Annotated in this window: 16 protein-coding genes; 13 read left to right on the top strand and 3 right to left on the bottom strand. The window is 53.3% G+C overall.

Annotated elements, in window-relative coordinates; all coding sequences use genetic code 11:
* Window position 1: 1 nt before the first annotated feature.
* Window positions 2–1,798 (bottom strand): allophanate hydrolase, encoded by a 1,797-nt coding sequence (gene atzF / locus D7S44_RS15220; RefSeq protein ID WP_120456259.1) that lies wholly within the window; start codon window positions 1,796–1,798, stop codon window positions 2–4.
* Window positions 1,799–2,295: 497 nt separating this feature from the next.
* Entirely contained in the window at window positions 2,296–3,120 is an 825-nt protein-coding gene (locus D7S44_RS15215) for a helix-turn-helix transcriptional regulator (protein ID WP_120456257.1), read from the bottom strand.
* 101 nt (window positions 3,121–3,221) lie between these two features.
* Here D7S44_RS15215 and D7S44_RS15210 point away from each other — a divergent pair, with 101 nt between their 5' ends.
* The 11 genes from D7S44_RS15210 to D7S44_RS15160 all read left to right on the top strand — a co-directional run bounded on the left by D7S44_RS15210 (window position 3,222) and on the right by D7S44_RS15160 (window position 14,798).
* Window positions 3,222–4,118: an SDR family oxidoreductase gene (locus tag D7S44_RS15210; protein WP_120456255.1), complete on the top strand. Its 897-nt coding sequence runs from the start codon at window positions 3,222–3,224 to the stop codon at window positions 4,116–4,118.
* A 731-nt stretch (window positions 4,119–4,849) separates the two neighbouring features.
* The gene (locus tag D7S44_RS15205) at window positions 4,850–5,689 is read left to right on the top strand and encodes a DeoR/GlpR family DNA-binding transcription regulator (protein ID WP_120456253.1); all 840 of its coding nucleotides are present in this window, start codon (window positions 4,850–4,852) and stop codon (window positions 5,687–5,689) included.
* A gap of 2 nt (window positions 5,690–5,691) precedes the next feature.
* A complete protein-coding gene (locus D7S44_RS15200; protein ID WP_120456251.1) occupies window positions 5,692–6,675 on the top strand; it encodes a substrate-binding domain-containing protein in 984 nt (327 codons plus the stop codon).
* 1 nt (window position 6,676) lies between these two features.
* Window positions 6,677–8,182, top strand: a complete 1,506-nt coding sequence (locus D7S44_RS15195; RefSeq protein ID WP_120456249.1) for a sugar ABC transporter ATP-binding protein — start codon at window positions 6,677–6,679, stop codon at window positions 8,180–8,182.
* Window positions 8,175–9,164 carry an ABC transporter permease gene (locus D7S44_RS15190; RefSeq protein WP_120456247.1) on the top strand — a complete coding sequence of 330 codons (990 nt, stop codon included), beginning with the start codon at window positions 8,175–8,177 and terminating at the stop codon, window positions 9,162–9,164. The genes D7S44_RS15195 and D7S44_RS15190 overlap by 8 nt, the downstream gene beginning before the upstream one ends.
* 14 nt (window positions 9,165–9,178) lie before the next feature.
* The gene (locus tag D7S44_RS15185; protein WP_120456245.1) at window positions 9,179–10,228 is read left to right on the top strand and encodes an ABC transporter permease; all 1,050 of its coding nucleotides are present in this window, start codon (window positions 9,179–9,181) and stop codon (window positions 10,226–10,228) included.
* Window positions 10,228–10,920 carry a D-allulose 6-phosphate 3-epimerase gene (gene alsE, locus D7S44_RS15180; protein ID WP_120456243.1) on the top strand — a complete coding sequence of 231 codons (693 nt, stop codon included), beginning with the start codon at window positions 10,228–10,230 and terminating at the stop codon, window positions 10,918–10,920. The genes D7S44_RS15185 and alsE overlap by 1 nt, the downstream gene beginning before the upstream one ends.
* Window positions 10,917–11,810 carry an allose kinase gene (gene alsK / locus D7S44_RS15175; protein ID WP_120456241.1) on the top strand — a complete coding sequence of 298 codons (894 nt, stop codon included), beginning with the start codon at window positions 10,917–10,919 and terminating at the stop codon, window positions 11,808–11,810. Before alsE ends, alsK begins: the two co-directional genes overlap by 4 nt.
* The gene (rbsK, locus tag D7S44_RS15170; protein ID WP_120456239.1) at window positions 11,807–12,778 is read left to right on the top strand and encodes a ribokinase; all 972 of its coding nucleotides are present in this window, start codon (window positions 11,807–11,809) and stop codon (window positions 12,776–12,778) included. The genes alsK and rbsK overlap by 4 nt, the downstream gene beginning before the upstream one ends.
* A 58-nt stretch (window positions 12,779–12,836) precedes the next feature.
* Complete coding sequence (locus tag D7S44_RS15165) at window positions 12,837–13,820, top strand: substrate-binding domain-containing protein (protein WP_120456237.1); 984 nt, start codon at window positions 12,837–12,839, stop codon at window positions 13,818–13,820.
* Window positions 13,821–13,829: 9 nt separating this feature from the next.
* Entirely contained in the window at window positions 13,830–14,798 is a 969-nt protein-coding gene (locus D7S44_RS15160; protein ID WP_120456235.1) for a nucleoside hydrolase, read from the top strand.
* 274 nt (window positions 14,799–15,072) lie between these two features.
* Here the strand turns inward: D7S44_RS15160 and D7S44_RS15155 are convergent, their stop codons facing one another.
* On the bottom strand, window positions 15,073–15,900 hold the full coding sequence (locus tag D7S44_RS15155) for a MurR/RpiR family transcriptional regulator (protein WP_120456233.1): 828 nt from the start codon (window positions 15,898–15,900) through the stop codon (window positions 15,073–15,075).
* Window positions 15,901–16,071: 171 nt separating this feature from the next.
* Between D7S44_RS15155 and D7S44_RS15150 the strand changes: the two genes are divergently transcribed.
* Window positions 16,072–17,634 (top strand): maltose/glucose-specific PTS transporter subunit IIC, encoded by a 1,563-nt coding sequence (locus D7S44_RS15150; protein ID WP_120456231.1) that lies wholly within the window; start codon window positions 16,072–16,074, stop codon window positions 17,632–17,634.
* On the top strand, window positions 17,631–18,329 hold the full coding sequence (locus tag D7S44_RS15145) for an N-acetylmannosamine-6-phosphate 2-epimerase (RefSeq protein WP_120456229.1): 699 nt from the start codon (window positions 17,631–17,633) through the stop codon (window positions 18,327–18,329). Before D7S44_RS15150 ends, D7S44_RS15145 begins: the two co-directional genes overlap by 4 nt.
* The last annotated feature ends 132 nt before the right edge of the window (window positions 18,330–18,461 follow it).

The following is an 18,461-nucleotide window of genomic DNA, read 5'->3' as shown; positions in this document are numbered from 1 at the left end:
ATTATTTACTCCCTTGTGAGACCAGCCAGTTGCGCCAGCCGCCAGACTCAGTAATTTCCAGCGCTTGCGACAGCGCCGCTGGCTCACAGATAAAGCCTTTTACAATGCGGCCATCTGCCAGCGTGAGTGAGCCAATGCCGAGCGGGGCCGGGATTTCCGCCACGAACTCGCCAAAACGCGCCAGGGGGATATCCCATAGCTCTACGGTAATCGCCGCGCCGCTATCACTGCGCAGCAGACCAGGCTTCTTAATCGGGCCATCGAGCAAGGCAAACAGGCGGTAATGGCTGGCCGTACATGTCTCTTCGACCAAAACGGCGTTACGGCTGGTAAGCTGGAAATTGAGCGGCATGCCGGTGAGATGTGCGCCTACGACCGCTACACGCACATGATCGCTGGAATCGGGTAACGCGGCCGGTTGTGTGGGCTGTGGTTTGCCAGTCGCACCCAGAGGGAATGCCATCTGCTGCTGCCAGCGCAGCCCAAAACAGGCCAGAGCACGATCCTGCCAGGCTGGCGCAATCAGCGTGATCCCGGCAGGCAGTCCATCGGCACGAAACGGGCCAGGCAATGCCAGCGCACTGAGATCGGCAAGGTTGGTGAAGTTGGTGTAGGTGCCGAACTGAGAGTTGTAGTAGACCGGTTCCTGCTTCATCTCTTCCAGCGTATGGATGGTGGGAGACGTTGGCACGACCACGGCATCAAACTGCGCCATCGTTTGCTGGATTTGACGCGTAAGTTCGGCTCGCAGGTATTCCGCCTGATAGGCCTCTACTGCTGTGTATTTCAGGCCGTTGCTGACGATGCCGTACACCACTGGGTCCATCTCTTCCGGGCGGTTGATCATCTCGCCTACCGCCACGGTGCGCTCGGCAACCCACGGACCGTAATAAAGCTGCTCAGCTAACTGATGGAAGGGAGCAAAATCGACAGGGTGCAGCGTAGCGCCGCTCGCCTTTAGCTGCTCGAGGGCGCTATACCAGGCGGCTTCAGCCTGCTTGTCACCAAAAAACTCCGGCGTTGCCGGGATACCAAAGTCTGGTTTTGTTTTGAAACTGGCGGGCGCAGTTTGCGGGTTATTGCGTGAATAGGCGTCATCGGCATCGTAGCCGCCTGCGGCAGTAGCGACAGTAAAGGCATCTTCTACCGTTAAGGCAAACACTGAAATTGTGTCGTTCAGGCGACAGGCGGGAACCACGCCCCTGGCAGAGAACCAGCCTTTCGTTGGCTTAAGACCGACAATGTTATTGAAACCAGCAGGCACACGGCCAGAACCGGCAGTATCGGTGCCGAGAGAGAATCCGACCAGCCCACGCGCCAGCACCGAGGCGGAACCAGAGCTTGATCCACCGCTGACATAGGCGGGATTAAAGGTATTGCTTACCTCACCAAATGGAGAGCGTGTACCGACCAGTCCTGTTGCGTACTGATCCAGATTGGTTTTACCGATTACGACTGCACCCGCTGCCTTCAGCTGCGCGACGACGAAGGCGTCCTCTTCTGCGGTATAGGCAAAAGCAGGACAGGCTGCAGTGGTGGGCCAGCCTGCCACATCAATATTGTCTTTTACTGCAAAGGGTACGCCAAACAGCGGCAGTGCAGCCGGATTGCGCAGGTAGTTCGGCAGTAAGTGCTCGATTTGCGCCTGCAATTGTTCAGGTGTAGCGAGGTAAATCCAGGCATTATCCTGCTGATCAATAGCGTCAAGATGTGCCGCCAGCAGTGAAGAAATAGAGTGCGGATCTTGCTGATAACAGCGTTGCCAGTCCTGAAGGGTAAAACCGAACGTGTAAGCCATGTATGAATTCCATCTGGTATACAAGATGGAATTCATAAGGCATAAAACATGCCAAATGTATAATCACCTGTTTTATAAGGTAATTAATGAAAATTATTTTTTATTGATATTACGTATGATTGCTTTCAGTGCAAATATCGCACTGATTTAATGCAGCAGGTTGTAATTGAATTAATCGCATCTTAATAAATTAAGGAGGGTGAGAAAGATGCACGCTGATACTTCAGGCAAGCTTTTTATGGGCAGTTAATGTAATAAGCAGTTCCGTATATTACCGAGGAGACTTTACACATAATGAACAGAGATCTACATAGTGTAAGGCGAGCGTTACGTATAACGATGTCACCACAGAGAACGTTGCGAGAGGCCCTCTTTGTTGCCTTTTCATTAATACCAGGCAGAAGCTCTCAGCCGCGGTGATACTGCCTCTTGAACCTCAGAGAAGCTGAGAAGTGTGCATTAAACGGTGCGTAGCGATCTACTGTCAGCGAACCCGGCTACTCACGCGCCATCAACCGCGCCACTTTCTCCCGATCTTGCGACTGACGCGGGTTAAACACCACCAGACTCAACCCCGGCTTACCTTCTACCGCAAAGGTGCTGTATTCCAGTTCCAGTACGCCTTCATCCGGCAGCCGCAGCGTTTTAATTCCTTCGCCATGCTGGCTGACTTCCTGCGATTGCCACAGCTGACGGAAGGTTTCGCTCATGTTACTCAGCTCCTCCACCAGCGCGCGCACATGCTCGCTGGCCCCGGTACGCGCGACGTCGGCGCGAAAATTGGCCACCATGTGTCGCGTCACGTTATGCCAGTCCGGCAGGCGTTTTTTCATGTTTTCATCGCGGAACATCATCAGCAAAATGTTGCGCTGCTCCGGCGGCAACTCAGCGTAATCAACAAATACTTTGGTCGCTGCGCGATTCCAGGCGACGACATGCCACTCGGCGGTTTTCACCAGCGCAGGGGTATGCGTCATACAGTCGAGAACGCGCTGCAGCGAAGGCGTCACATCAGCACCCGCTTGCCAGGTCACGCCCGGCAGGCGATTTTGCGCCAGCAGAAACAGATGATCGCGTTCGGCAGCACTTAACTCCAGCGCTCTGGCCAGACGTTCCAGTACCTCTTCCGATGGCGCGCCGCCTCTGCCCTGCTCTAACCAGGTGTACCAGGTCGTGCTGACGCAGGCACGTACTGCCACTTCTTCGCGCCGTAATCCCGGCGTACGGCGGCGCAGCAGCTGATAGCCAAGTTTAGCGGCGTCGAGTCGCTGGCGGCGCTCACGCAGAAAGTTGCCGAGCAGATTGTCGTCCTGAATGGTCATAGTGTGAGCCTGTTAGTGCGTATACCTGTATAAGATCTCGGCTGTTCGCCGCGCTCGCTTTTTATCATAGTGCTTTTACACCCAATGACAGGAGCACGAATATGCGAATTTTTGTGACCGGTGCGAGCGGCTTTATTGGCTCCGCCATTGTGAAAAAATTGCAGGCGCGCGGTTATGACGTGCTGGGTCTGGCGCGTAGCGATGCGTCGGCGGAGAAGCTGCAACAACAAAAGGTGCGGGTGATTCGTGGGGATCTGGAAAATACCGCCAGCTTGCGCAGCGCCGTTGAACAGAGCGACGGCGTGATTCATGTGGGTTATATCCACGATTTCAGCCGCATGGATTATGCTGCAGAGGTTGACCAACGCGCGATTCTGACGATGGGCGAGGTACTGGCGGGTTCAAATCGTCCTTTGGTAGTGACAAGCGGCACCGCGCTGGTATCGCCAGGTCAGCTCGCCGTTGAGCAGACGCGCCCCGCTATCGGCCCACATCCGCGTTCAAATTCCAATGTGGCTGCGCTGACGCTGGCCGATCGCGGGGTGCGCGTTTCGCTGGTGCGCTTGCCCCCCACGGTGCACGGCGCGGGCGATCACGGCTTTGTACCTATGATTATTAATATGGCAAAGGAAAAAGGCGCGGCGGTCTATATTGGCGATGGCGCAAACCGCTGGCCTGCGGTGCATCGTGACGATGCTGCCGAGCTGTTTTGTCTGGCCGCTGAACATGCCGCAGCGGGTACGATTCTGCATGCGGTGCAGGAAGAAGGTGTTCCATTCCGCCACATTGCGGAAACCATCGGTGCCGGTTTAGCGCTACCGGTAAAAAGCCTGACGCTGGAGGAAGCCAGAGAATGGCTGGGCTGGATGGCCTTCTTTGCCTCGATGGATAATCCGGCTTCCAGCGCATGGACGCGCCAGGCCTTTAACTGGCAGCCAGACGGACCGGGACTCTTGCAGGATATGCGCGAGACGACCTACTTTCGCGAAGTCATGTAGTCCTCATAAAGGGCGCCACTGTAAAACAGTCTGATAAATCCGTCATCCCCGTGAGATAACGGATTTTTACAGATCATCAGCGCTGTTTAACCGGGCAGCTCCGGTTGAAATAAGTAGCCTTAGCGAAAGTCGTGCCCAATGGCTGAGATAAAAAAGCCCCTTTTGGGGCCACTTTTCTGCTGGGTGTATAACTGCTATCACAGCGCCTTCATGATTTACTCCTCTTGACGCCACGTCCCCCAACATACCGCAGGCAACCGCAACCGGTTAGCTGTCAGCGCGCCATTAACGTTCCTCAGTGAAAGTAAGTAGCCTGCCCGCATCTACTGCGCAACGGCCGGTGGTTGCCGAAAACGGATCATTAATGAGCACCTGAAGGAAAGTAAGGATGAGTTACTGCTGCGTGGTGTTAACAGAACAGAGGTCATTTTCCGAAAAACAGCCTTTGCACGCGCGCAAAACGGTCATTCCCACAGAAACGGTCAACTTCGGTCATTAAGGCTGAGTGGGAAAACAGGTATGGTAGAAATGTGTGTCTGGCTCATCCCTTCAACTTTCCACTTTAAATTGATGCACCGATCACACATAGCTCTCTACTTCTCTGGTCGTTGCAAAAAACAAGGTGATTTAAATCACTCTTTTCCATGATGTTAAAAAGCCTTGTCACATTTCAGTCTGGTGCACATTTTACATTTCGTTAATCCCCTAATTTATTTACATCGGAGGTCATCATGTTACCTGTTGAGCGCCAAAAACAGATCCTGGAGGAAATAACACTTAATGGCAGAGCCCTGGTAAAAGAGTTAGTAAAATCCTGTCGTGTTTCACAAGAAACAATTCGTCGGGATTTATCTCAACTTGAGAAGAAAGGGTTAATTCAGCGTAGTCATGGCGGCGCAATACTGGCCCACAGGCATCAGGGAAACTTACCTGGCAAAAATAATAAAGCCAGTGAACATGAATCTCCCTTTCGTCTGAGAATGAATGAAAATACGCAGGCGAAAACCTTGATAGCCAAACGTGCGCTGAATTTTATCAGCCCCGGTGACTGTATCCTGCTGGACAGCAGCACAACCTGTTGGTTTCTGGCGCGGCAACTGCCTGATATCGAGCTGACAGTCTTAACGAACTCGCTGCGGGTGGTGCAGATACTGGCAGCGAAGAAAAACATCCGTACCATCTGTTTAGGAGGTGAATATTCAGATCACAATGAAGATTTCAACGGCGTTGTGGCAGAGCAACCGCTAAAAGATTTCCTGATCAATAAAATCTTTTTTTCCTGTAGCAGTTTAGGAAGCGATGGTTATTTACGCGCCACAAATGAAAATAACGCGCATTTAAAACAACAAATGCTGCTGGCGTCAGAAAGGAAATATTTCCTGATTGATGCGGGTAAGTTCCTGCGCCCTTCTTTTGCGCGGATATGCCACTACCGGGATGTTGATTTTTTAATAACGGACACATTTAAGGATGAAGCTTTACGTCAGGAACTGGCATGGAACGGCGTCAATATTATTGACTGTTCTCAACGTCAACAAACGATGCAATTAATAAATCATCAGGAATCGTGATAATGAAAAAAACACTTCTCGTCTGTTCCCTGCTTGCCCTCTTCTCTACGGCTTCTCTTCATGCTGCTGACAAATTGCGTATGGGCGTGGTTGTTAAGGTCGGAGGCATTCCCTGGTTTAATGCAATGGAAGCGGGCATCAAAAGCGAAGCAGCAAAAGAGGGAATTGATGCATGGATGGTCGGGCCGACCTCTTCCGACCCGGCTTTACAGGTTCGTGCGATTGAAGATCTCATCGCCCAGAAAGTGGACATTATTGGCGTTGTCCCCAATGACCCAAAAGTGCTGGAGCCGGTTCTCAAGCGCGCCCGCGATGCGGGTATCAAAGTGCTGGTGCATGAGTCGCCTGATCAAAAGTATGCCAACTGGGATTTTGAACTGGTCGATGCCAAAACACATGGCGAAAACCATATGAAAGCGCTGGCTCAGTGCATGCATGAAGAGGGTAAATATGCCGCCTATGTGGGCAGTTTAACCGTACCGCTGCATAACGCCTGGGTGGATTCCGCTGTTGCTTACCAGAAAGCGCACTACCCCAACATGCAAATGGTGGGCGACAAATTTGGCGTCGGCGAATCACTGGATGACTCCATCAGAACCACCAACGAATTAATGTCCAAATACCCCGACCTTAAAGGCGTTATCGCCTTCGGTTCACAAGGCCCCATCGGCGCAGGCCGCGCTGTGCTGTCGCGTAACAAAACTAACGCGGTTTGCGTAATTGGATCTTTCAGTCCTGGACAGGGACAGATGTTAGTCAACCGTGGCGCGATCAAAGGCGGCTATATCTGGAACCCGATGACAGCAGGCGAAGTTTTTGTCCGTCTGGCCAGCATGTTGCAGAAAAACGAACCCATCACCAACGGTATGTCGATAGAGGGCCTCGGTCAGGTGAAGGTTGATGAAAGCACCCACACCATTCTTGGCAACAACACGGAAAGCCTGGACAAAACCAATCTGCCACGGCTGGTCAAACTGGGGCTGTAATATGCAACTTATTGAAGAAAAGAGGCTAATTGCTGTCGACAGCCTCTCTAAAACATTCGCAGGCAATCGGGCATTAAGCGACATCTCATTAACGCTAATGGCAGGAGAAGTGCATTGCCTCGCCGGGACTAACGGCTGTGGTAAAAGCACCCTGATTAAAGTGATTTCCGGGGTGCATGCCCCGGACAGCGGTAGCGCTATTACGCTGGAGAATGGCGATGTGTTTCCGCGCCTGACGCCAAAACAGGCGCGCGATTTTGGCGTACAGGTGATTTATCAGGATCTGTCGTTGTTTCCCAACCTCAGCGTGGCCGAAAACATCGCGTTCGAACAGAATCTCGGTAGCCTGTTTGGCTGGTATAGCGCAAAAAAGCTGCGTGCAAGCGCAGAACGCATCATCAGCGAACTGAAGTTTGATCTGCAACTTGATGCCCGACTGGCGGAGCTGTCGATTGCCCAGCGACAGCAGGTAGCGATCTGCCGTGCGCTGGTGGCAGACGCGCGCCTGGTGATTATGGATGAGCCTACCGCATCGCTGACCCGTACCGAAGTGAACCAGCTTCTGCGCACCGTACGTTACCTGAAAGAAAAGAACATCTGCGTCGTTTTTGTCAGCCATCGTCTGGATGAAGTACTCGAAATCTCCGACCGTGTGACGGTGATCCGTGATGGCCGCAAGATTGGTACCTGGCCCGCCCGGGAAATGGACGGACATCGCCTGACTGAACTAATGACCGGCCTCAAACTGGATTACCACCTCAAAACCCCCTGCTTTAACCCCCAGCGCAAAATGCTGGAAGTGGAGAACCTCAGCCGTAAAGGACAGTATCACGACGTGAACTTCTCACTCTGTGAAGGAGAGGTGCTGGGCCTGTGTGGCTTACTGGGCTCAGGCCGTACCGAGCTTGCGCTTTCGCTGTTTGGCATGACGAAACCCGATAGCGGCAAAATCTGGCTCGACAGCAAACCGGTGCGCTTTCGCAATCACGAGGACGCGATTAAATCCGGTATTGGTTACGTTTCGGAAGACCGGCTGACTTTGGGGCTAATTCAGCAACAATCGGTGGCGGATAACATGGTGTTGTCAATTCTCGACCAGCTTCGCAACCGTTTCCACCTGATTGATGAATACCGAAAAAACAAGTTAATCCATAACTGGATCCAGCAACTCGGCGTCCGTGTCGCCGATCCAGAGCATGCTATTTCTACGCTCTCAGGCGGCAACCAGCAAAAGATCGTGCTGGCAAAATGGGTACTTACGAATCCGAAAATCCTCATTCTTGATTCCCCCACCGTTGGCGTTGACGTCGGCGCCAAGGCCAGTATCTACAGCCTGATCCACCAGCTGGCGCAAGAGGGCATGTCCATCATTTTGATCTCTGATGAGATCCCGGAAGTCTATTACAACTGCGACCGCATCCTGCACTTCCGGGACGGGACGGTCCACGCCGAATACCAGCCGCAGCTGGTCGAGCAGAGGCAACTGGCGGAGGTGATCAATGCTTAACCTCTCTTTCTTCAGGCCCCGCTCCAGTCAGGGCTGGCTGGCCTGGGTTTTGCTGTTTTTTATCGTGCTGTTTTCCTTTACCAGCGATCAGTTTATGACGCTGCAAAACCTGCTCGATCTCACAGAAACCTATGCGGTGACGGGCATTTTCGCTCTCGGGCTGTTTGTGGTGCTGGTGACAGGCGGCATCGATATCTCTTTTGCGGCCGTGGCTTCAGTGGTGCAGTACATTATCGCGTCGCTGTTTATCCAGTTCGGTTTCGATAATGCGCCGCTCAGTATTGTGCTGGCTATCGCCTGCGGCATGCTGTTCGGGGTGATTAACGCCGTGCTGATCTACTGGCTGCGGATCGTCTCCATCATCATCACTATCAGTATGCAAGCGCTGCTGTTCGGCATGCTGATGTGGCTCACCGAAGGGCGCAGCCTCTATAACCTGCCGGAATGGTGGACAACGCTGCATAACGTGCTGCCCTTCAGCGTTGGCGGCCAGACTTACCAGGTTGGTTTGCCGCTGACCATCATGCTCATCATTGCCGCTTTCACCTGGCTTCTGCTCAACAAAACTCACCTGGGGCGCCAGCTTTACGCCACCGGCGGCGATCAAGAATCGGCGCGCCGCATCGGTATCAGAGTAGGGCTGATTCATATTCTTGCCTATGGCTACCTTGGCGCGCTGGCCGCTATTGGCGGTCTGGTTCAGGTCTATCGCGTAGGAGAAGTCGTGCCAAACGCCTTAGTCGGCGGAGAGCTGGACGTCCTGGCAGCCACTGTATTGGGCGGCGCCAGCCTGATGGGCGGTAAAGGCACTGTCACCGGTACGCTGATGGGCGTCTTTTTGATCGCCATATTGAAAAACGGCCTCAACCTGGTGGGTGTCTCCAGCTATTTCATGAACATCGTAATAGGCGTGGTGATCATGGTTGCTATCACCGTCACCCATTACAAAAAGCGCAAAGAGACCGATGTCAGCTTTGTCTAACGAGAGAGAGTGCCATGAAACTGAACCATTTGTTGACCAGCGAAAAGGCGCATCCTGGCCTGTTGCTGCTGATTGCGCTGGGGATAGCCGCCTTTAGCCTGCTGTTACCGGGTCGCTTTCTGACCGGCTCCACTTTTATGAGTATGGCATTTCAGTTACCTGAACTGGGGCTGCTGACCCTGGCCATGTTTATCGCCATCCTGAGCGGCGGCCTGAATCTGTGCATCATCGCCACTGCGAACCTGACGGCACTTTTTATCGCCTGGGTGCTGCTGCGGTGGATGCCTGCCGATGCCGGAACCGGCATGCAGTTGCTGTGGCTGTTTATCGCACTGACGGGCGCCGCCTTGATTGCCACCCTGATTGGCGTGATCACGGGTCTGATGGTAAGCCGGGTTGGCGCCCATCCCATTCTGGTGACGCTGGCGACCATGATGACGGTCAACGGCATCGGTATCTGGCTGACGCGCGGTGCGGCCGTCAGCGGCATGCCGGACGTGGTGCGCGCGCTGGGTGCAGATATCTTCCTTGGCATTCCTTTGCCGATGTGGCTGTTCTTTTTTACCGCCGGCGCGATGGCGCTGTTCCTGGGTAAAACCCGGGCCGGTAAATATATCTATATGGGCGGCAGCAATATTAATGCGACCTGGTTCAGTGGCGTGAACACTCACCGCCTGATGATTCTGGTGTATGTCATTTCCAGCCTGCTCTGTGTTTTGGCGGGTCTGGTCATGATGGCGCGCTTCAATTCTGCCCGTGTTGGCTATGGCGATTCATATCTGCTGATTACCGTACTGGCGATTATTCTGGGCGGTACCGATCCCAACGGCGGATTTGGCCGCGTCACGGGCGTCGTGCTGTCGTTAATTACCCTGCAAATCCTCTCTACCGGCTTCAACCTCCTGAACATCAGCCAGCATTTTAGTCTGGCGATGTGGGGGGCGCTGCTGATTGTGGTGCTGGGCCTGAAATTCTTTAAAACCCGATTTTTCCATTCCCGTGCAGTGCGTCGCAGTGCCTTACTTGCGCGCCAGGCCGGCCTGACTAAAAAGAAGGAAGTCTGATGCGTACTCTTATATCTCCCTCTCTGATGTGCATGAACCTGATGGAAATCAAGCAGCAGCTGGCCGTACTCGACGCACGCGCTGACTTTCTGCATATCGATATCATGGATGGCCACTACGTTAAAAATCTTACGCTTTCGCCGTTCTTTATTGAGCAAATACGGCCTTTTACCCAGGTAGCGCTGGATGTGCATCTGATGGTGGAAGAGCCTACCGATTTTATCGAGGTCATTGCCAAAGCGGGCGCCGATTATATCTGCCCTCACGCGGAAACGATTAACCGTGATGCTTTTCGCGTGATTAACCAGATTCGCTCGCTGGGTAAAAAGGTGGGCGTGGTATTAAATCCCGCCACGCCGGTGTCCTTTATCCAGAGTTACATCCACCTGCTGGACAAGATCACGGTGATGACGGTTGATCCAGGCTATGCCGGCCAGCCCTTTATTGTGGAGATGCTCAAAAAGATTGAAGAGCTACGCGATCTAAAAAACCGTCACGACTATCGCTACCTGATTGAAATTGATGGCTCCTGCAACCAACGCACTTACAACCTGTTACTGGGCGCGGGCGCGGAAGTGCTGATTGTCGGGACGTCCGGACTGTTTAACCTCCATGAAAACCTGGAGACAGGCTGGGACATGATGGTGAATCACCTCGAACAGGCGAAAGGTACGTTACAGGAGTCAGCATGAGTGAAACCTGGCTGGGGATAGATATTGGCGGTACCAGCACCCGCTTGCTGACGCTTCGAGGTGATGAGTGGGGAGGATTTCAAAAAGTTCCTACCGCAAGCTGGGCGACGATGCCCGATGCGTTAGGTGCGCTGGCGGGCCTGATAAAAGCGGTACTGGTTGAGCAAAAAGTTTCTGGCGTGATGCTGGGACTACCCGGCATTCTCAGCCGAAATCGACAGCAGGTGATCTCACTCCCTTTTATCCAGGCGCTGAATAACATTCATGTCGCAGCCCGCCTTAGCGAGATGACAGGCGTTCCGGTTGCGATGGATAAGGATGTGAATCACCTCATGCTGTGGGATCTGCTCCAGCTTGAGCAGATGCCGGATAACGCGGTCGGACTCTATCTGGGTACAGGAATGGGCAACAGCCTGTGGGTTAATGGCCAGTTTTATCATGGTGAACACGGCGGCGCAGGAGAAATTGGCCATATTCCATGGGCAGATAACGATCTGCCTTGCCCGTGCGGCAACCAGGGCTGCGCTGAAACATTGACCTCTGGCCACTGGTTGAGTCAGTGGGCGCAGCGCAACGTTCCCCATACCGATATGTCGCAATTATTTACGCTGTATGGCAATCATTCCGAGTTACAGCAGTTTGTTACCCGGCTGGCAAAAATTATCGCCAGCGAGATGAACATACTGGACCCGCAGTATTTGATTCTGGGCGGTGGCGTGCTGGCAATGAACGATTTCCCACTGGCGTGGCTGCAAAACCAGATTGAGCGCTATCTGCGTCCACCGGTTACGCGAAGCGAGTTGAAAATTATCATCAGCCACGCCACCGACCAGACCGGGGGCCGCGGCGCCTGTCTGGCCGCCGCGCGCCGGTTCGGGAGGAGCTTATGAAAGGAAAAGTGTGTGTTTTTGGCTCGTTTAACCTGGATATTGTCACCAAAATGTCGCGCTTTCCGCTGCCCGGTGAATCTTTAGTGGCCCATAGCAGTATGATGGGCCCCGGCGGTAAGGGTTCAAATCAGGCCACGGCCGCGCTGCGTGCCGGCGCCCGCGTTCATTATATTGGTAAGGTGGGCAATGATGATTTCGGGCAGTTTGCGCGACGTCATCTGGAGAAAACCGGCTTCGACGCTATCACTCTGTTTACCTGCAAAGAGAAGCCCACCGGCAATGCGATGATCTATGTGGCCGGCGACGATGCAGAAAATATGATTTCAGTCTATCCCGGCGCTAACCTCACCGTAACCACCGCCGAAGTTAACCGCTGTCAGCCAACCGTGGCCGCCGCGGATATTCTGCTGGTGCAGCTGGAAAATAACCTTAGCGCCATCCAGCGCATGGTGAGAAACGCGCGTCAGGCAGGAACCTATGTAATCGTCAATCCTGCGCCCTGGCAAAAAGTGAGCGCGGCGTTTTTGAAAAACATCGATCTCTTGACGCCAAACAGCACGGAGGCCTCTCAGCTTACCGGCATTGCGGTGAAGGATTACGCCAGCGCACAGCGTGCAGCGGAAGCGCTGCACGCAACGGGTGTCCGTCAGTTGATCATTACTCTGGGAATGCAGGGCGCGCTGTTATCGACCGAAAAATATCTTGCTCACATTCCTGTTTATCCGGCGCAGCCGGTCGACAGCACCGGCGCGGGCGACTCCTTTAATGGCGCGCTGGCGGCAAGGCTTGCCGCCGGGGAGCCGCTGGAACAAGCGGCACTCTTTGCATCCGCCTACGCCTCGGTCTGTGTTGAACGGGCAGGCGCGGCCAATGCGATGCCGCTCTATTCCGATGCGATAGCACGCATGCAGCAATATCCGGAACTGACGGTTACCTTCGTTGAACAGGTTAGCGCCGAAGCGACGTAACAGCTGTAACGGTGCGCGTATCCGCCCTCACCCTACCCTATATAAATAAAAACCGGAGATAAAAATGAAGAGAATTGCTGCTGCCCTGATCTCTCTGACGCTATGCGGCCATGCACTGGCAGCTGAACCTCTTAAAATGGGGGTAGTTGTCAAAGTAGGCGGCAACGCCTGGTTTAATTCCATGGAAGAAGGGATTAAAAAAGAGGCGGCAAAAGAGGGAATCAATGCCTGGCAGGTCGGGCCGACCGCACAGGATCCGGCGCAACAGGTCAAGGCTATTGAAGATCTTATCGCTCAAAAGGTCGATATCATCGGTGTCGTGCCTGTCGACCCGGCGGCGCTCGAACCCGTGCTGAAGAAAGCCCAGCAGGCAGGCATTAAAGTGATCACGCATGAGTCCCCGTCGCAAAAATATGCCGACTGGGATTTTGAACTCGTCGATGCCAAAACCTTTGGCGAACGACACATGCAGCTTATGGCGCAGTGCATGCATGAGCAGGGGCAATACGCCATCATTGTCGGTAGCCTTACCATCCCGTTGCATCGTGTATGGGCACAGTCGGCGATTGATTATCAAAAACAGCACTATCCCAACATGCAACAAGTGGGGGATCTCTTTGGTACAGGCGAGTCGGTGGATGAATCCATGCGTGTGACCAACGAGATGATGAATAAGTATCCTGATTTCAAAGGCATGATGGCGTTTGGATCGCCTGGCCCGGTCGGTGCGGGGCGTGCTGTGGCAAACCGTCGAGCCAAAGACAAAGTCTGTGTGGTAGGGGCTTATAGCCCAAGCCAGGCCGCGTCGCTGGTGCGCAGCGACAATATCAAAGGCGGCTATATCTGGAACCCCATGACAGCTGGTGAGTTGTTTGTACGTATCGGAAAAAGGGTGGCGGAGAACCAACCCATCCAGCAAGGTACTCAAATTGAAGGGATGGGCAAGCTACGTGTTGATAGCGCCAGCCATACGCTTTTTGGCGACAGCCTGGAGAGCCTGGATAAAAACAACATGAAAAAGTTGATAAAAATGGGCCTGTAAGGAGGCGATGTGAGCGCACGTAAAATCATTATTGATACCGATCCGGCGATTGGCATTCCCGGTACTGACGCTGATGACCCTATCGCTATTATGCTGGCCCTTCAGGATCCGCGACTGGAGCTGGTGGCAATTACCACCGTATTTGGCAATTGCCCACCGCTGCTAGGCGCACGTTGCGCCACGCGTATATTACAGGTGGCGCAACGGACCGATATACCGGTTGCCGTGGGCCAGGCGCTTCCCCTGAGCGGTACCTTGCCTGAATTGTTGCAAAAAGCGTATCAAGGCCCACGCGGACGCGAAGGAAGTATTACTCTGCCTGAGGCGGAAGCGTCGCATTGCGGTCAACATGCCAGCGAGCTGATTATTGACATGGTGCGCAAGTATCCAGGGGAGATCTCGCTGGTCTGTATCGGCGCGCAAAGTAATCTGGCGCTGGCTTTAATCAAAGCGCCGGAAATTGCGCCATTGATTAAAGAAGTTGTAATGATGGCCGGCGCGCTGGGTATGGATGCGACATGGGGGCGTGGCAACATTACCCCCGTGGCAGAATGCAACATTTGGTTTGATCCGCAGGCGGCAGATATCGTCTTTCGCTCCGGTATCCCACTTTCTATGGTAAGCCTTGATGTGACCAATGCTGCGACCGGTTTAGTCCTGACGCATGAACATCTTGCCAGCCTTACTGAGGATAAACCGCTCAACACTTTGTTTAAACAGGTTTGCACCAGTTATTTCGACGCCCCAATGTTTGACTGGTCAGAAGGATGCGTCCTGTACGATCCGTTGGCAGTAGTCGTTGCAGCGGATGCGTCGGCTGGCGTCTTCGAAGAGATGGCGATCGGAATTGAAACAACCGGTCATTTAACGGTTGGCCAGACCGTTCCATTACGGAATAAGCCTGCTAATGTTCGGGTTTGCACAAACATTGATGGGCAAAGGCTCGTTAATGACATTGTGCGCACCATTACACATTAATCCAGTGCCATGACTGACTCAGTGAATTTGAAATGATTATTTGAGAAGGAATCGAAGGGCCATTATAAAGCCAGTAATCACATTGCTCATAAAAGGTTAACCCCTGTAGCAATTGCTTTTCATGTCCTTCGAAACCCCCTTTTACTTTGCCCGTACGCAGCCGCGGCACACAGCGAAGACAGGCGCTCTGTTTGATGAGAAATATCGTGTTTTAACCATATTCTCCCGGCCTGTCTCATTCGGTGGGATGGCGGATGCCGGTCGGTTCTCTGTATCAAATCAGCATCGGCAGTGTCGCGCTGGCGGTCTGCTGGCTCAATGTAGAATACCGACTGTCGTGCGTCATAAGCTCCCGTATAAGCACCTCAACCAGCAGCATGGTCCCTACTTTGGCGCTCAATGATCCGGCATTTAGCGGCCCTTCCGGCCTTGCAGCAACCAGCAGCATATCGGCAAGTTTCCCTAACGGGCTACTCAGCGTATTACTCAACATCAGTACGCGAGCCTTTTGCTTGCTGGCAAGTTTTACCGCATACATCAGATCCTTCGTTGAGCCAGAGCTGGAGATGGCTATCACCAGGTCGCCTTCCTTCACAGTAGATGCATTCATTGCGGCCCGATGCATATCATTAAACAGCAGCGCGGATTTACCCAACCGGAGCAGTCTGTAGTGCAGGTAATCCCCGGTAATCGCGCTGGCCGCGACGCCGTAGATTTGAATCGAAGAAGCCTGATGCAAAGCGAGGCCTGCCTGACGAAGCACCTCGCGGTTAATGAACTTTCCGGTGTCTCTCAGCGCCTGTACCGATTCTTCTACCAAAATATCAATGTTGTCGCCGCCATCAGGCGTGTCCGGATGGCTCTGCTGAATATCGAGCGCCAGCGCCATTTTGAATTCTGTATAGCCTTTACATCTCAGATGACGACACAAACGGGTAACGCTCGCCTCACTGGTTTCGCTCTCCTTAGCCAGCTCTGTAATGGTCAGATACAGCACCCTTTGCGGCTCAGTGAGAATAAAATTCCCGAGCTTTTGCAGCGTCGGGCTAAAGCCCGGCAGGCCTTGTCGCAGGTGCAGCAAGATATTCTCGTTTTCCGTCATTGGACCTGTCCCTATACCCGATATGCATTGCGCATAGTGTGCGTAAAGCCCCTCGTTTAAGCCAGAAGATTCCATTATAAGTAATCGCTATCACAATAATGATGATAATTTTCACCTAATAAATGTATTTATGATAATAATTTTCATCACAACAATACATCGGGGAAATTTATGTCGATCTTCAGTGGTGCTTTATCAGGCGGCTGGTTTGAAAAAGCGCAGCGCTTTGGAAAATCGTTTATGCTGCCGATCGCGGTGTTACCCGCCGCAGGATTACTGCTCGGCATGGGTGGCGCACTCTCTAATCCCAATACAATTAAGGCTTATCCATTCCTGGACGTGGCCTGGTTGCAGGGGATCTTTACCATCATGGCGAGCGCGGGCTCGGTGGTCTTTGCTAATCTCGCGGTCCTGTTTGCTGTTGGTGTTGGTGTCGGTCTGGCGAAAAGCGATAAAGGCACAGCGGGTCTGGCTTCGCTGCTGGCCTACCTGGTAATGAACGCCACCATTAATGCCCTGCTCTCGCTGACAGGTGTGCTGGCGACGACAAATATCGGCGCTGTGGGCCAGGGTATGGCGCTCGGTATTCAGACACTGGAAACGGGCGTGTTCGGTGGTGTGGTTATTGGCCTAATCACGTCGTGGCTGCATAACCGTTATAACAAGATTGAGCTGCCACAGTTCCTGGGTTTCTTTGGCGGATCGCGATTCGTGCCTATCATCAGTTCACTGGTCGCAATTCTGGTTGGCGCAGCAATGACGGTGGTCTGGCCGCATTTTCAAAAGCTGATTTTCGGACTGGGGAATCTGGTCGATGCTACCGGCTACCTCGGCACCTTCATCTACGGCTTTGTACTGCGTATGCTTGGCCCGTTTGGCCTGCATCATATTTTCTATCTGCCATTCTGGACTACCGCGCTCGGCGGCAGCGAAATGGTTAACGGTCAATTAATTGAAGGCACGCAACGCATCTTCTTTGCACAGCTTGCCGATCCTGCTACGCATGAATTCTATATCGGCACTTCGCGCTTTATGTCCGGGCGTTTTATCACCATGATGTTCGGCCTGATCGGCGCCTGCCTTGCCATGTACCACACCGCCAGACCGGATAACCGCAAGCGGGTGGCCGGGCTGCTGCTGTCAGCTGCACTGACGTCGTTCCTGACAGGTATCACTGAGCCTATTGAGTTTTCTTTCCTGTTTATCGCGCCGGTTTTGTATGTGATCCATGCTGTGTTTGACGGTCTGGCGTTCATGATCGCGCATATCCTCCATATCACGATTGGTCAGACATTTTCTGGCGGCCTGATCGATTTCATTCTGTTCGGCGTACTGCAGGGCGAGGACAAAACGCATTGGCTGTACGTGCCGTTGGTCGGCGTTCCCTGGTTTCTCCTTTACTACTTCACTTTCCGTATTGTGATTACGCGATTCAATTTCAAAACGCCGGGGCGCGAAGATGCGACAGCAGAAACAGAAAGCGCGCAGATGCAGACAGGAGAACGTCCTCAAAAGGTCATCACGGCATTGGGGGGCAAAGAGAATATCGCGGAGCTGGATTGTTGCGCCACCCGTCTGCGCATCACGCTGGTTGACGTCACGAAAATGAATGAAGTTGCTCTGAAAGAGACAGGTGCACGCGCTGTCGTTCAGCACGGAAATGGCGTGCAGGTAATTTATGGTCCTCACGTCACCATTATTAAAAATGAAGTTGAGGAGTTACTTGCGCTATGAAAGCAGACATGTTGGTTAAAATTAAGGGTCAGCTGATCGTTTCCTGCCAGGCGCTGGAAAATGAACCGCTGCACAGTCCCTGGATTATGTCGCGCATGGCCGTGGCAGCAGCTGAGGGAGGCGCAGCGGCTATCAGAGCAAACAGCCTGCCTGACGTTCAGCAAATTCAGGTGGCGGTTGACTTGCCAGTGATTGCTATCCTCAAGCGGGATTACAGCGGAAGTGAGGTATTTATTACCGCCACTCTTCAAGAAGTCGATGAGCTGATGGCGGCGAACCCACCGATGATCGCCATGGATGCAACCATGCGTCGGCGTCCGGGTGAGCTGCAGTTATCCGAACTGGTCGCTGCCATACGCGAACGTTATCCAGATTTGTTATTGATGGCCGATATCGCGACTGTCGCAGAAGCCCGCCATGCGGCATCGCTGGGCTTTGATTGTATAGGCACTACGCTGCATGGTTATACCCGGGAGACAGAGGGACAGAGCCTGGCGGACAAGGGCTATGCATTTCTTCAGGAGGTTATCGAGGCCGTTAAGGTTCCTGTCATCGCAGAGGGTAATGTTGCGACGCCAGAGATGGCGGCGGATTGTCTGAAGCTGGGCGCGCATGCGGTTGTGGTTGGCGGAGCAATAACACGTCCGCAACAGATTACGCGCCGCTTCGTTAAAGCGATGTCCTCGCCAACGTGATGCCACCAGCAGGCTCCTTTTCTTCTGGAGCCTGCTTTAACCTTCCGGTTAAGAAGCAGCACTTGCAACTCCAGAAGGCGCTATAACCAGCCTTCACCGGAACGGCAACCTCAGCGATAACAGGTGAGAGTC

It is taken from the genome of Pantoea piersonii (assembly GCF_003612015.1).
Classification (GTDB): domain Bacteria; phylum Pseudomonadota; class Gammaproteobacteria; order Enterobacterales; family Enterobacteriaceae; genus Pantoea; species Pantoea piersonii.
The sequence above is the reverse complement of the archived record's forward strand: the minus strand, read 5'-3'. Positions and strand labels throughout refer to the sequence as shown.